Genomic DNA, 13777 nt, shown 5'->3' on the forward strand with positions numbered 1-13777 from the left:
CGGTCCGATGCTACGGTGGGGATCACCATGATCGCCTCTCCACGCGAGCTCTTGGGCCGTCCTCGCGAGAATCGCCGCGGGCGTCGCCGGCCTCCGGGTCCGCCCGCGCTGCCGTGGCTGGGCGCGATGCCATCGTTCGCCCCCGATCTCCTCGGCGCCATGGTCCGCTTTCGCGACCGCTACGGCGACGTGGTCCACATGCCCCTGCCGGGTGCGCACCACACCTATCTGCTCAATCACCCCGATGACGTACAGGCGGTGCTGGTCGGCGAGCACGCCCACGTGATGAAGGACGAGGTCACCCGCGACCTCTCGCGGATGTTGGGCCAGGGCCTGCTCACCAGCGAGGGCGAGACATGGAAGCGACACCGCAAGCTCGCCGCCCCTTCGTTCCAGCCCCGCACCATCGCCCGCTTCGGCGACACCATGGTGGAGCGCACCCGAAGGCTCCTCGACCAGCTCCCCGCCCGATCGGTCCGCGACGTCCATCGCGACATGATGCGCATCACCCTCGAGATCGTGCTCGACACCATGTTCGGGGCCGACACCGTGCGCGACATCGACACGGTGGGCGACCTGGTGAGCACGCTGCTCGAGGGCTACGCCGAGGTCGCCCTCACCTGGCGGGCGCTGCTGCCCCGGTTCATGCGCGCGCGGACCGAGGACCGCATCGATCGAGCGATCGAGCGCATCGACGCCATCCTCTACGAGCTCATCGCGGCTCGCCGCCAGGCCCCGGTGCCCGGCGACGCCTTGCTCGACCGCTTGCTCGCGGCCCAGGACGACGAGGGCCAGGGCATGACCGATCGCCAGCTCCGCGACGAGGTCGCCACCGTGTTCCTGGCCGGGCACGAGACCACCGCGCTCGCGCTCTCGTATGCGCTGCACCTCTTGGCCGCGCATCCCGAGGTTGCCGGACGCCTACGGACGGAGATCGACCAGGTGCTGGGCGAGCGCGCCGCAACGGTGGACGACGTGCCGCGGCTGCGGCTGTGCGACGCCGTGCTGCGCGAGTCGATGCGGCTCCATCCACCCGCGTATCTGGTGGGCCGCGAGCTGCTCGAGGAGCGCGAGATCGCCGGCTACCCCATGCCGGCCGGCAGCCAGGTGCTGATGGCCCAGTGGGTCGTGCACCGCGACCCCCGCTGGTACGAGGCCCCCGAGGTGTTCTGGCCCGATCGCTGGCTGCACGGCCAGGCCCAGCGCCTGCATCGCTTCGCCTACTTTCCGTTCGGGGGCGGGCCGAGGATCTGCGTGGGCAACCACTTCGCCATGCTCGAGGGCCTCCTGGTGCTCGCCACGCTGGTGCAGGCGATCGAGGTGCGACCACGGGTGCCCCCACACCCGCTGCGACCGTCGACCGCGGTCACGCTGCGACCGGTGGGCGGGGTCTGGCTCGACGTCCGGCGAAGGTAGGCCGGGCGGGCACGACGCAGGAGGGCCACCCGCCAGCCTGTGTCGAGCCCACGCAGCCTCGACCTTGGCCGAGACGCGGATTGCAGCGGACGCCGGGACCCCCGCGCACCATCCGCACTTCGCGGTCGACGTCATCGAGCCTCCGTGGCTAGGATTCGACCTCATACATGAGCCGTGACCGCATCACCCAACTCAGGATCTCGGGCCTGCGCGCCATCGAGGACCTGACTCTCGCGCTGCACGGACTCACGGTGCTCATCGGTGACAATGGTACGGGGAAGAGCTCGATCCTCGAGGCACTGGAGCTGCTTCGGCTGGCGGCCAAGCCCATCTCGTTCGTGCAGGACGTGGTGAGCAGGGGCCACGGGGGAATGCCGGCGCTGCTGCGACGCGGTGCGAACGAGCTGAAGCTCGGGGTGACGATCGAAGGCGCCGGCCCCCCCCTGGTCTACGAAATCGAGCTTGGCCTCGAGAGCAACGCTCAGGTACGACTGAGCGAGCGGCTCGGAGTGTACGACGAGTCCCCCGGCAAAGATCCGTCCATCTTGCTCCTCAGCAATCCCACGACCTTCCTGATCTCCAGCGGCGCGGGCCTCTCCAACACCGGTCGACGACCCGGGCCGGGTGAGCTAGCGCTCCCACGGCTCGGCGATGGCACGTCCCCGATGTTTCAACGTGCCATCGATGCACTCGAGGGAATCGAGATCCACGTTCCGTTCGAAACGCGACCAACGTGGCAGCAGCGGGAGTTCGACATCCGCAAGGGACCCCGATGGCCGTCGGAGGTCGAACCCACGGACCAACTACAACGCTACGCCCTCAACCTCCCAAACGCCTTTCAACAGCTCCGCAACCTCGGCGGCGAGGTCTGGGACCGCGTCATCGTGCGAGCGCGCCTCGGCCTTGGCGACGATGTGCGTGATTTTCGCCTCAGCCCATCTGGTCGCGGCAACATCGAGCTCGAGCTCGTGCTGGGCAGCGCGCCGGATCAGCCTCTACCCGCCGAGTACCTCTCGGAGGGGCAGCTCGCCTACCTCGCGTTCATCGCCCTCGTCGAGCTCGACGAACGACGCTCGGTCCTTGCGTTCGACGAGCCCGAGCTCCACCTCCACCCCGCTTTGCTCGCTCGCGTGATCTTCATGCTCGAGGACGCAGCCGAACGCGCACCCGTCATCCTGGCCACTCACTCCGATCGCCTGCTGGATGCCCTCGGGACCCCCGAGCGAAGCGTCGTGCTCTGCGACCTCGACGAGCACCGTACCGTACGCCTACGCCGTCCCAACGAAGACAAGCTTGCCGAGTGGCTGGAGGACTATCGCGGCTTGGGCAGCCTCCGTGCCGAAGGCTACGACACCTACGTCTTCGATTCGCCAGCAGAACCCGAGGAAGGCGAGTCATCGTGAGGATCACCGTGCTCTGGGAGGATCGGCGCGGCGTCCAGACCAAGGGCTTCGGTCCCCACGAATTGCTACTGGCATGCCTGGTCGACGACCTCGGCGCCGATCGCAACGCTCTGAAGGAATGCATCCAATCGCACCCCCGCAAGGGCAACGGCAGCCTTCGCAAGGCGCTCATCCACGAGATCGATCGATTTCCCGGACCAGTGATCGCAGTCGTCGATCGCGATCAACTCCACGATCTTTGGCCTCCAACACCGTCGCCTCCCACCTGCACTTCGGGCCTTGCGACGCGCTTTCGCCAAGACGCACCCGGCGACTACGACCTCGTGCTCTTCGAGCGCAACATGGAATCCCTCGTCGAAGCCGTCTGCGGAGTTCTTGGTCGGGCTCTGCCTCCATCGAAGCCCCGCCCCGATCAACGAGACCAACTACTGTTGCCCGCCGTCTGGGCCGCTCCGCCCGTCCGGCACGCAATCCGGGCCAACTGCCCTAGCTTCGACCGAATCGTGATCCGCATCGCCCGGCTCCTGCATCCCGAGTAGGCAGTCGCCCGGAGGGGCCGCTTCGCCCCCTGACCTACCCCGACAGCACCCCCATCAGCGCCAGCTCGATCTGCCGCCGCTCGATGCTCGCGTCGATCACCTCCACGATCACCCGATCCCCGACCTTGAGCTCGCGCTTGCTGCGAGTCCCCCGCAGCCGCGCGCCGAGCTCGTCGAGTTCCCAGCGCTCGCGCGCTTCCTTCTCGAGCCGCGCTCGCTTGACCATGCCGTCCACCGGCGGCGCATCGAGGGTCACGTAGACGCCCCCGGCCGAGACCCCGGAGATCGAGCCCTCGAAGCGATCGCCGATCCGATCGCGCATGAACGCCGCGGTGAACAGCGCCTTGGCGTCGCGCTCGGCCTGCACCGTGGCGCGCTCGCGATCGTTGGCGCGCTCGGCCTGCTCGCGGCTCTGCCTCACCGGCGGCATCCGGGGCACGGGCGCGGGTCCAGCCGGCCCGCGACGGCGGTTGAGCCACGCCTTGAGCACCCGGTGGTTGATGAGATCGGGATACCGCCGAATCGGGCTGGTGAAGTGCAGGTAGGCGGGGCTGGCCAGCGCGAAGTGCCCGATGTTGTGGGTGCTGTACTCGGCCTGGGCCAGGGTCCGCAGGCACAGCTGGTGGAGCGCTTCCCTCCGGGGATGCTCGGCGATCCGCTTGAGGAACCCGCGAAAGCCCTTGGGCGTGCGCAGCCGCTCGGGATCCACCTCGACCCCCAGGAGCCCTGCCACCGCCACGTAGCGCTCGATCCGCTCGTCCTCGGGCACGTCGTGCACGCGATAGACCACGGGCAGGCGGTGCTTGACGGCCAGCCGCGCCACCCCCTCGTTGGCCGCGACCATGAGCTCCTCGATGAGGTTGTAGGCGCGCGCCATCTCCGGGGTGGCCCGCGAGGCCTGTACGTCACGGATCCGACCGGGGTCGTCCTCGTCGAGCAGCACCTTGATCTCCGGTAGATCGAGCTCGAGCGCCCCTCGCCGCCGGCGCGCACGCTGCAGCCGATCGGCCGCCTCGCGCAGCACTGCGATTCGATTGCGCATCACCTGCGGGAGCTTGGCGTGCCCGGCCAGGTCGTCGGCCACCTGTCCGTAGGTCAGCCGCGCCTTGCTGTGGATCACGGCGGCCCGTACCTCGGCCTCGCCGACCTTGCCGGCCTCGTCGACCACGAAGCTGACCACCATCGCGAGGCGATCCTTGTGGGGCACCAGCGAGCAGATGTTGGCCGAGAGCGGCTCGGCCAGCATGGGGACCGCGCGGTCGGGCAGGTAGCAGGTGAAGCAGCGCAGCGTGGCCTCGTCGTCGAAGCAGTGGCCCTCGCGCACGTAGTGCGAGACGTCGGCCACCGCCACGTGCACGCGCATCGGGACGCGGCCGACCGAGCGCTTGCCCGCGCGCCCCAGCACCTCCACGCACACCGCGTCGTCGAAGTCGCGGGCGTCGGGGGGATCGATGGTCATGAAGTCGAGCGCGCGCAGATCCTCGCGGTTCTCGTGCTCGCGACGCAGCACCCGGGTCGGCACCTTGGCCGCCGCCGCCATCACGGGCGGGGGCAGCAAGGGGTCGATGCCATGCTCGATGAGGATCTTGGCCTCCTCGGTCGCGAGCGTCCCCGGCTCGCCGAGCGCCCGCTCGACCTGCACCGTGAGGTCGTCGCCCCAGGGCCCGGGATAGTCGATGATCCGGGCCACCACCACCTGGCCGATCCTCCCTTCCTTGGGCTCGCCCACCACGTCGGCCCGACCGAGCACGCGCGGGTCGTCGGGCTCGACGATCCACGGCTTGCCCTGCCGCCGCAGGATCCCGGTGATGCGGGTGCGGGCGCGCCGGGTCACCGAGCGCACCGTGCCCTCGGCCCCACGCGGGCCCGGCCACCACGCCACCACCGCCTCGTCGCCGTCCATCGCCCCGCCTCGTCCCGGCGGCGCGATGAAGATCGACCCCTCGCCATCGAGCCGCTCGCCAAAGGCAAACCCAGCCGGGTTGACCATCACGCGGCAGCTGGCCACCCGGGGCGTGCCATCGCGCGTGGCCATGGGCTCGGGCCGGGGCTCCGGCAGGGCCGGCGCCCCATCGAAGGCACGACCCGGTCGCTTGCGCTTGCCCGAGGACCCACGGGACGCCTGGCGTTTGTCGGCTCGCTTGCGACTCATCGGGGCGCACCCTGGCACGGCCGATCGACGCCGTCCACCCATGGCGCCCGAGCAGGCGCCGCTCGCTGTTCTTGGCGGGCCCCTTCGGAAGCGTCGCCTACCGGCGCCGCGGGCTATCTCAACCCCCGCAGCACCCCATCATCACACCCCACCACCAACGTGCCCCCCGGTGACAGCGCGACGGCCCCGTCGAGCTGGGCGGGCATCTCGAGGGTCCAGTACACATGACCCTCGAGGTCGAGGGCATAGAGCTGCTCGTCGCGGCTACCCACGAAGATCCGCCCGGCGGGATCGATCGTGGCGGGCGCATGGATCTCTGCGCCGGTCGGCAATCGCCAGCGCACGCCCCCATCGGGCTCGACCGCGTAGAGGATCCCGTCGTACGCCCCGAACACCACCACCCCATCCGAACCCACCGCCGCCCGAGCCCGGATCGGCGCGCCGACCTTGGCGCTCCAGGCAATCGTCCCATCGGGACGGATCGCATGCAGAGCCCCCTCGTCCACCCCCACGTAGATGGTTCCGTCGCGACCGAGCACCGGCGAACCATCGACGTCGGCCTTGAACGTCACCGACCACCGTCGCCGACCCTCGTGATCGAGCGCAACCACCTCCTTGCCCTGGTTTCCGAACACCACCCCCTCGGCCGTCACCAGCGGCGTGGTGGCCACGTGGGCTCCCGGTCCTTCCTCCTCCGGAGGGTAGTGCCACCGGATCGTCCCATCACCGGCCACCCGATAGAGACCATCGGCCCCGGCGTAGAGATCGCCGCCAGGGCCCAGGGACGGCCCCCCATCCACGTCGCACCGCACCCCCACCGGACCCGGGGCGCGCGTAGGCTCACATCCACCCAATCGGCGGCTCCAGGCGACGACGCCCGCCTTGGGATCCACGGCCCGCAACCGATCGTCGTCGGCACCGAAGTAGAGCCACCCACGCTCATCGGCGACCGCCGTGGACCAAATGATCCCATCCACCATGAGATCGAGCACGACCCGCCCCGCTTCGGGACCCTCCACGACGACTCCGACGAAGCGCCCGGCGTGGCTGCCGACATAGGCGACGACCCGCCCTTCCGGCTCGACCACGATCGTGGGAGTGGCGGAGATCACAGCCCCAAGGTCCACGGCCCACTGCTGGCGAGGCGCCACGGTGGGGCCGAGCCACTTGGACTCACTCCCCTTGGCCGCCTCCGGGCTCTCCGGCGACGCGGTTGGGGTGGCGGCGGCCCGCACCGGCGACATCCCATGGCCCTTGCACCGACCCTCGTGGCACTGCCCTCCATCACCACAGTCATCGTCGGTTCGGCACTCGTACTGCGCCATCGACGCCTCGGGGTGACACCCCGCCGTCCCGCCCAGGAGCCCCCCCAGGAGCCCCCCCAGGACCACGCCTCGGACCGCCTGGCGCACACCGCGGAGTCGAACGAGCCTCGTCACTTGCTTTGACATCACAAAATGTAGGTGGTAGGGGTACGAGAAGACTGCATGGCCGGGTCCTGCAGGAGAACCCCTGTATTTTCGGGGTGTTGGAGCGCCAGGTGCCGCTTGTGGCGCACGGCGCGCAAGTTCCGTTCCATCCCTTCCAGGTGCCGACCATGGCCGCAGCCGAGCCGCTTCGCGAAGAGCCCGCTCCCGTCGAGGAGATCTACTACCGCAAGGGTGACATCGACTTTTGCTTCCTCCTCAACCGCCGGCACCACAACCTTCGCGTCTTCGACTACAGGGTAGGCAACTACCAGCAGAAGCGCGACTTCTTCGACCGCATCGCGCGGTCGGAGGGCCTTCGCAAGGTGTTCACGGTCGTGGAGAAGCAGGACTCCAAGAGCTGGAGATCGGTGGGCTTCTCTCGCGAGGGAGCGATTCCCGGGTACTTCCGTACCGCCGACGCGTACGTCATGAGCCGGGTGTACACCGAAGACGGTGATCCCATCCAGGGTGGTGCGCCCAAGCTCAGCGGACCCTCCACCAGTTCGAAGGACAAGGATGCCGGCGCCACCAAGCCGCGGGGTCTCTCGTTCGATCTGGTCCGCGACCTGGCCCGCCTCGACGCAACCACGCAGCGCATCGCGATCGAGGCGCTCTACGCCCCGTTCCGCCGCGGCCAGTTCCACCCCGATCTCGGCCTCCACGGCAAGATGGGCAAGAAGGAGATCTGGCTCGGGGCCGAGACCGACAGCTCCTTTGGCCACGCCAAGGTCGACATCCTCACCCCGCCCGACAAGGACGCCGAGCTGCCCGCGCTGCGCTTCTGCCTGCGCACGCTGCTCGACGAGCTGCGCAAGCTCGACACCGCCAGCGTGTTCTCGCTGTGCGCCATCGACATGCCCCTGGTCAACCAGGTCTATGCCGACCTGGGCTTCAAGGTGACCGCACGGCTGACCGATCACCTGGTGCGCGGCGAAGAGTTCGTGGGCGCGCAGCTGTGGCATCGCCGCTTGAGCAACGCCAGCACGCCGCGCCTGCCCAGCTTCATCTAGGCCCCCCGCAACCTGCGAGCTGCGAGCCAGCGACTTCCTTGCCCCCCAAGGGGGGCTCATTGGCGTGCTTGCGAAGCGTGGCTCGTTCATCGCCCCGTAGCCCGCTGCGACTTTGAGGTACGGTCGTGCCGATGCGCGCCCTCGTCATCGGCGGAACCGGGCCCACCGGCCCGGCAATCGTCTCGGGGCTGCTCGAGCGCGGCTACGCGGTGACGATCCTTCACCGGGGAGTCCACGAGCATCCGGGCCTGCCCGAGGTCGAGCACATCCACGCCGACCCCCACTTTCGCGAGTCGATCGCGGAGGCGCTGAGCGAGCGCCAGTTCGATCTGGTCGTGGCGACCTACGGGCGCCTGCGACACGTCGCCCGCGCGGTCGTCGGTCGGACCGATCGACTCGTCGCCGTCAGCGGCTTCCCCTGCTACCGCGGCTATGCCGATCCCGAGGTCTGGAAGCCCGCGGGCATGCGCATCCCGAGCCTCGAGCACGCTCCCGTCGTCGAGACCGAAGACGAGGATCGCTTCTCCTACCTGGTCGCGCACGGAGAAGCCGCCGTGATGCGTGGTCACGCCAAGGGACGGTACGTCGGCACGGTGTTTCGCTACCCCTTCGTGTACGGGCCGCGGCAGCCGATCCCCCGCGAGTGGTGCATCATCCGCAGGATCCTCGACGGTCGGCGGCACCTGCTGCTGCCGGCCGGAGGGCTGTCGATCGTGAGCCGTGGGTTCGCCCTCAACCTGGCGCACGCGGTGCTGCTCGGGGTCGATCGGCCCGAGGTCGCCGGCGGACGGATCTACAACTGTGGAGACGAGCGGCAGCTCACGCTTGGCCAGTGGGTCGAGTCGATCGCGGCCGCCATGGGTCGCGAGCTCGAGATCCTCGAGCTCCCGTGCTCGCTCGTGGCCTGCGCCGCGCCGCTGCTCCCGCTCGACGGCCACCTGCACCATCGCCTGCTGTGCCTGTCGAGGCTGCGCACCGAGCTCGGCTATCGGGACGTCACGCCCGTCGAGGTCGCGCTCCCGGAGACGGTCCGCCACTACGTCGAGCATCGGCCCGAGCGCGGAGGTCCGATCGAGGCGCGCCTGCGGGACCCCTTCGACTACGAGGCCGAGGATCGCCTGGCCGCGCTCGCGCACGAGTGGCGCGAGCGCGTGCGTGCGGTCGGGCTCGTATGCGAGGGCGCGCACCATGCCTACGCTCACCCCACGCGCACGGGGCTCGGGCCCGATCACCGCGGGCGATGATCCCTCGGGATCAGGTCGGGTCAGGTCGGGTCAGGTCAGGTCGGGTCGGGTCGGGCCAGCCCAGGTAGCCCGGTAGGTCGGGAGGCAGGACGTCGGCGAGGCCCGCCAGCGCCCGCGCGACGGCCACGCGCTCGCCGGCCCAGATCCCGCGAAGATGCTCGCGCGCAAGCTCGCCGCCGTCGACCGGCTCCGCGAGCTCGCGCTGCGCTCGGGCATGGGTCTCATCCGCGTACAGCCACCGCACGATCGACTCGATCTGGTCGTCCACCGCCCCCCACGACCTCGCCGCAGGATCGGCTCGAATCCGCACCAGCCGCAGCAAGAGGTCCACGGTGTTGCGCAAGGTCGTGGGGAAGTCGCCCTCGAGCCCGCCTTCGCGCTCGATGATCTGGCGCTCGTCGAGCCCGAAGAACACGCCCCCGTCCGTGCGCTGCACCTCGCCACGGTGCAGGTCCCAGATGCGCGCGCCAGCCGTGGCACCGGCGTGTGCATCACCGCCACCGTAGAGGTGCAACGAGAGCACGGGGTGCCGTCCCGGGTTGCCCATCTGATGGACCAGGCCGTGGGCGACGGGGATGACCGCATCCGCGGCGACCGGCCCGCGCTCGATCGTCGACAGCCGACCGGCGCGCCAGCGAAACACGGCGTGCTCCAGGGGGCCGAACACGCGAACCGCCCCCCACTGGGCCGCGCCGTGATCGTGGATCGCCGACCGATCCCCCGGCAGCCAGCTCATCACCACCAGCTCGACCCCTGCCGCCTCGTGGATCATCCGGCGGCCGTAGGAGTGCCAGCTCGGGTGCTCGAAGTCCGTCCACGCGAGCAGGTCCTCGGCCGAGAGCGGCAGGCCCCGCAGGCACTCGGCCGCATCGGCGACCGAGGGCTCGCGCCAGTGGGTGAGCTCGCGAACGACCTGCTCGAGTCTCGGGCTCATCGCTCGCGCCCGTCGCTGGGGATCGATGCGTCCGGAGATTCCACCAGGTCGTCGTCGAAGACGAGCTGGATCAACACGACGTCGAGCCAGCGTCCGTTGCGAAACCCGACCGCGCGCTGCCGCCCGACGATCTCGTACCCGAGCCGCAGGTTGTAGTCGATGCACACGTGGTTGTCGGCCAACACCCGGCCCACGAGGTGTCGGTAGCCCCACTCGCGGCAGCGGGCGATCGTCGCCTTCTTGAGCCGCGTCCCGTAGCCCCGCCCGGTCTCGGCGCGGCGAAAGTACGCCGCGGTCTCGCAGCTGAAGCGGTAGCCGGCGCGGTCGCTGTAGCGCTTGACGAGGCCCCAGCCCAGCACCACGGCGTCGCGCTCGAGCACGAGGTAGCCCTCGCGGCGCTCGAACCCCTCCATCTGCTCGGTGATGTCGCGCGCCGACTTGGGCGAGTCGTCCATGGTCGCGTCGCCGACGGCCACGGACTCGTTGTAGATCTCGGCGATCGCGGCCGCGTCCGCCAGTGTCCCGGGACGAATGATGACCTCGGTCATGGGCGCCGCGCGTCGAAATCGCTCGCGGAAAGCGATCCTAGCGGGGGGCCATGGGCTCCACAAGACCTCAGTGCTTGATCATCACGTGCCGCACGGTCGTGTAGTCCTCCAGGCCGTACATCGACAGATCCTTGCCGTAGCCCGATTGCTTGAGGCCACCGTGGGGCATCTCGTTGACCAGCATGAAGTGGGTGTTGATCCACGTGCAGCCGTACTGCAAGGCCGCGGCCACCCGCATGGCCCGGCCCACGTCGCGGGTCCACACCGACGACGCCAGGCCGTAGGCCGAGTCGTTGGCCCAGCGGATGGCCTCGTCGGTGTCGTGGAAGCGCGTCACCGAGACCACCGGGCCAAAGACCTCCCTGCGCACGATCTCGTCGTCCTGCCGCGCCCCCGCGATGACCGTGGGCTGGTAGAAGAAGCCCGCGCCCTCCCCCGCAGTGCCCCCGGTCACGACCTCCATGTGGGCAGCCGCGGCCGCGCGGTCGACATAGCCGCGCACCCGCTCGCGGTGCTGCGCCGAGACCAGGGGCCCCATCTCCACGCCGTCCTCGTCCGGTCGGCCGACCACGATGCTCGACACCGCGCCGGCCAGGTCCGCCACCAGCCGCTCGTACACCTTGGCGCCCGCATAGATCCGGCACGCGGCCGTGCAATCCTGGCCCGCGTTGTAGTAGCCGAACGCACGGATGCCATCGACCACCTCGGCCATGTCGGCGTCGTCGAACACCAGGATCGGCGCCTTGCCGCCGAGCTCGAGGTGGGTACGGACCAGCGAGGTCGCGGCGATCTCGAGCATCTTCTGGCCCGTGGCCACGGAGCCGGTGAGCGACACCATGCGCACCTCGGGCCGCGCGACCAGCGGCGTGCCCACGCTCGGCCCGCGGCCGAACAGCACGTTGCACACCCCCGGCGGCAGGATGTCGGCCACCAGCTCGGCGAAGCGCACGGCCGTGAGCGGCGTGAGCTCCGAGGGCTTGAGCACCACGGTGTTGCCCGCGGCCAGGGCCGGCGCCAGCTTCCACGCCGCCATCATCAGCGGGTAGTTCCACGGAGCGATGGACGCGATCACGCCGATGGGGTCGCGGCGGATCATGCTGGTGAACCCGGGCATGTACTCGTTGGTCGCCGAGCCGGTCATGCACCGGGCCGCACCCGCGTAGAAGCGCAGCACGTCGACCACGGCCGGGATCTCGTCGGCGAGCACCGCCCCCCGGGGCTTGCCGCAGTTGCGTGACTCGAGCGCGGCCAATTCCTCCGCGTGGGCCTGCACGCGGTCGGCCATGCGCAGGAGCACCTCGCTGCGCTCGCGCGGGGGGGTGCGCGACCAGCCGGCGAAGGCACGCTGCGCGGCCTCGGTCGCGGCCGCGATCTGGCCCTCGTCGGCCTCGGCCATGGAGGCGATCGCCTGGCCCGTGGCCGGGTCGACGATCTCCAGGGTCTGCCCCTGGCCGGCGACCGACTGGCCGTCGATGAACATCGTGGTGACGATCTCGCTGGGCATGATCTGCGTGCTCCTTCTCGAGTTGGGTCGACTCGACTCCGATCACTTGCCGCTGCCGGCCGTGCTCTCGGTGCCGCGCGTGAAATGGTAGGCCAGCAGGATGGGGGCCAGGGTGAGCACCATGACGAACACCGCCACCACGTTGGTGACCGGCCGGTTGCGCGGCCTGACCAGCTCGTTGAGCATCCAGATCGGCACCGTCTGCTCGTGGCCCGAGGTGAAGGTGGTGACGATGATCTCGTCGAAGGACAGCGCGAACGCCAGCATGCCCCCGGCCAGGATCGCGGTGGCGATGTTGGGCAGCACCACGTAGCGGAAGGTCTGGAAGCCGTCGGCGCCGAGATCCATCGACGCCTCGATCATGGAGTGCGAGGTGCGGCGCAGCCGGGCGATGGCGTTGTTGTACACCACCACCACGCAGAAGGTGGCGTGCCCCACGACCACGGTCCAGATGCTGAACGGGATCTCCATGATGGCCAGCGCCGAGCGCAGCGCGATGCCGGTGACGATGCCGGGCAAGGCGATGGGCAGGATGAACAGCAGCGTGATGCTCTGCTTGCCGAAGAAGCGGCTGCGATGGAGCGCGGCCGCGGCCATCGTGCCGAGCACCAGGGCCATGCCCGTCGCAATGCTCGCGACCTCGAGCGACAGCCGCAGCGCCTGCCACACGTCGTCGCGCTCCCACGCCGCGGAGAACCAGCGCAGGGTGAAGCCGGGGATGGGGAAGCGGTAGGTCTTGTCGTCGGTGGAGAACGCGTAGGCGACGATGAGCACGATCGGCAGGTGCAGGAACAACAGGCCCGCGGCCGCGGCCACGCGTAGCCCGAGCGGGCTCTTGCCGCGGCCGGCTCTCGCGTCGGGCTCAGAGGGCATCGAAGGCTCCCAGGCGCTTGGCGATGGCGAGGTAGATCGCCATGATGACGACGGGTAGCACCGAGAACGCGGCGGCCAGCGGGATATTGCCCGAGGCGCCCTGCAGCACGTAGACCGCCTGGCCGATGAAGAAGCCCGAGGTGCCCACGAGGTACGGGATCATGAAGTCGCCCAGCGTCAGCGAGAACGTGAAGATCGAGCCCGCGACCACGCCGGGCAGGGCCAGCGGCAGGATCACCGTGCGGAACGTCTGCAGCGGGGTCGCGCCCAGGTCGGACGAGGCCTGCACCAGCGACTCTGGGACGCGCTCGAGCGCGGCGTGGATCGGCAGCACCATGAACGGCAGCCACATGTACGTGAACACCAGGAACATGCCGAAGTACGAGGTCGACAGGGTCTGGCCCCCGATCACCGGCGCCTCGAGCATGGCCTCGAGCAGCCACAGCAGGTCCAGCTTGGTCATGAGCCAGGTGATCACGCCTTCCTTGGCCAGGATGATCTTCCACGCGTACACGCGCACCAGGTAGTTGGCCCAAAGCGGCAGCATGATGCCGAGGTAGAACAGCGCCTTCCACTTGCCGCGGGCGTGGCGGGCCATGAAGTGGGCGATCGGAAACGCCAGGAATCGCACACGCCACGGTGACCGCGGCGGCCATGTAGAGCGTGCGCTCCACGATGTCGACGT

Annotated in this window: 12 protein-coding genes; 4 read left to right on the forward strand and 8 right to left on the reverse strand. The window is 69.6% G+C overall.

Translation table 11 applies throughout. From position 1 onward, the window contains the following. Positions 1-27: 27 nt before the first annotated feature. Both OEB96_RS22295 and OEB96_RS22300 read left to right on the forward strand, forming a co-directional pair. Positions 28-1416 carry a cytochrome P450 gene (locus tag OEB96_RS22295; RefSeq protein ID WP_266218600.1) on the forward strand — a complete coding sequence of 463 codons (1389 nt, stop codon included), beginning with the start codon at positions 28-30 and terminating at the stop codon, positions 1414-1416. A 167-nt stretch (positions 1417-1583) separates the two neighbouring features. Then, on the forward strand, positions 1584-2819 hold the full coding sequence (locus OEB96_RS22300) for an AAA family ATPase (RefSeq protein WP_266218602.1): 1236 nt from the start codon (positions 1584-1586) through the stop codon (positions 2817-2819). Positions 2820-2884: 65 nt separating this feature from the next. Here the strand turns inward: OEB96_RS22300 and OEB96_RS22305 are convergent, their stop codons facing one another. The 3 genes from OEB96_RS22305 to OEB96_RS22315 all read right to left on the reverse strand — a co-directional run bounded on the left by OEB96_RS22305 (position 2885) and on the right by OEB96_RS22315 (position 6961). After that, the gene (locus OEB96_RS22305) at positions 2885-3052 is read right to left on the reverse strand and encodes a hypothetical protein (protein WP_266218604.1); all 168 of its coding nucleotides are present in this window, start codon (positions 3050-3052) and stop codon (positions 2885-2887) included. A gap of 340 nt (positions 3053-3392) precedes the next feature. Beyond that, entirely contained in the window at positions 3393-5510 is a 2118-nt protein-coding gene (locus OEB96_RS22310) for a ribonuclease R family protein (RefSeq protein ID WP_266218605.1), read from the reverse strand. A gap of 113 nt (positions 5511-5623) precedes the next feature. After that, the gene (locus OEB96_RS22315) at positions 5624-6961 is read right to left on the reverse strand and encodes a PQQ-binding-like beta-propeller repeat protein (protein WP_266218607.1); all 1338 of its coding nucleotides are present in this window, start codon (positions 6959-6961) and stop codon (positions 5624-5626) included. Between the two features lie 146 nt (positions 6962-7107). On the opposite strand from OEB96_RS22315, the gene OEB96_RS22320 reads away from it, so the two are divergent. Both OEB96_RS22320 and OEB96_RS22325 read left to right on the forward strand, forming a co-directional pair. Then, a complete protein-coding gene (locus OEB96_RS22320) occupies positions 7108-7989 on the forward strand; it encodes a hypothetical protein (RefSeq protein WP_266218608.1) in 882 nt (293 codons plus the stop codon). A gap of 131 nt (positions 7990-8120) precedes the next feature. Further along, positions 8121-9233 carry an NAD-dependent epimerase/dehydratase family protein gene (locus tag OEB96_RS22325; RefSeq protein WP_266218610.1) on the forward strand — a complete coding sequence of 371 codons (1113 nt, stop codon included), beginning with the start codon at positions 8121-8123 and terminating at the stop codon, positions 9231-9233. A gap of 10 nt (positions 9234-9243) precedes the next feature. Here OEB96_RS22325 and OEB96_RS22330 read toward each other — a convergent pair whose 3' ends face one another. The 5 genes from OEB96_RS22330 to OEB96_RS22350 all read right to left on the reverse strand — a co-directional run bounded on the left by OEB96_RS22330 (position 9244) and on the right by OEB96_RS22350 (position 13690). Continuing rightward, on the reverse strand, positions 9244-10167 hold the full coding sequence (locus OEB96_RS22330; RefSeq protein WP_266218612.1) for a cysteine dioxygenase: 924 nt from the start codon (positions 10165-10167) through the stop codon (positions 9244-9246). Then, positions 10164-10715, reverse strand: coding sequence for a GNAT family N-acetyltransferase (locus OEB96_RS22335; protein ID WP_266218614.1), 552 nt, complete (start codon positions 10713-10715; stop codon positions 10164-10166). The genes OEB96_RS22330 and OEB96_RS22335 overlap by 4 nt, the downstream gene beginning before the upstream one ends. 67 nt (positions 10716-10782) lie before the next feature. Further along, complete coding sequence (locus OEB96_RS22340) at positions 10783-12219, reverse strand: gamma-aminobutyraldehyde dehydrogenase (RefSeq protein WP_266218615.1); 1437 nt, start codon at positions 12217-12219, stop codon at positions 10783-10785. A 42-nt stretch (positions 12220-12261) separates the two neighbouring features. Beyond that, positions 12262-13092 (reverse strand): ABC transporter permease, encoded by an 831-nt coding sequence (locus OEB96_RS22345; RefSeq protein ID WP_266218617.1) that lies wholly within the window; start codon positions 13090-13092, stop codon positions 12262-12264. Continuing rightward, entirely contained in the window at positions 13082-13690 is a 609-nt protein-coding gene (locus OEB96_RS22350) for an ABC transporter permease (RefSeq protein ID WP_266218618.1), read from the reverse strand. Before OEB96_RS22350 ends, OEB96_RS22345 begins: the two co-directional genes overlap by 11 nt. Between the last annotated feature and the right edge of the window lie 87 nt (positions 13691-13777).

The sequence above is a fragment of the Paraliomyxa miuraensis genome, from assembly GCF_026337845.1.
Taxonomy (GTDB): Bacteria; Myxococcota_A; Polyangia; order Nannocystales; family Nannocystaceae; genus Paraliomyxa; species Paraliomyxa miuraensis.

Bases quoted from the DNA above. Each gene is read 5' to 3' on its own strand.
- OEB96_RS22295 (WP_266218600.1), top strand. From the start codon at position 28: ATGATCGCCTCTCCACGCGAGCTCTTGGGCCGTCCTCGCGAGAATCGC.
- OEB96_RS22300 (WP_266218602.1), top strand. From the start codon at position 1,584: ATGAGCCGTGACCGCATCACCCAACTCAGGATCTCGGGCCTGCGCGCC.
- OEB96_RS22310 (WP_266218605.1), bottom strand. From the start codon at position 5,510: ATGAGTCGCAAGCGAGCCGACAAACGCCAGGCGTCCCGTGGGTCCTCG.
- OEB96_RS22315 (WP_266218607.1), bottom strand. From the start codon at position 6,961: ATGTCAAAGCAAGTGACGAGGCTCGTTCGACTCCGCGGTGTGCGCCAG.
- OEB96_RS22320 (WP_266218608.1), top strand. From the start codon at position 7,108: ATGGCCGCAGCCGAGCCGCTTCGCGAAGAGCCCGCTCCCGTCGAGGAG.
- OEB96_RS22325 (WP_266218610.1), top strand. From the start codon at position 8,121: ATGCGCGCCCTCGTCATCGGCGGAACCGGGCCCACCGGCCCGGCAATC.
- OEB96_RS22330 (WP_266218612.1), bottom strand. From the start codon at position 10,167: ATGAGCCCGAGACTCGAGCAGGTCGTTCGCGAGCTCACCCACTGGCGC.
- OEB96_RS22335 (WP_266218614.1), bottom strand. From the start codon at position 10,715: ATGACCGAGGTCATCATTCGTCCCGGGACACTGGCGGACGCGGCCGCG.
- OEB96_RS22340 (WP_266218615.1), bottom strand. From the start codon at position 12,219: ATGCCCAGCGAGATCGTCACCACGATGTTCATCGACGGCCAGTCGGTC.
- OEB96_RS22345 (WP_266218617.1), bottom strand. From the start codon at position 13,092: ATGCCCTCTGAGCCCGACGCGAGAGCCGGCCGCGGCAAGAGCCCGCTC.
- OEB96_RS22350 (WP_266218618.1), bottom strand. From the start codon at position 13,690: ATGGCCCGCCACGCCCGCGGCAAGTGGAAGGCGCTGTTCTACCTCGGC.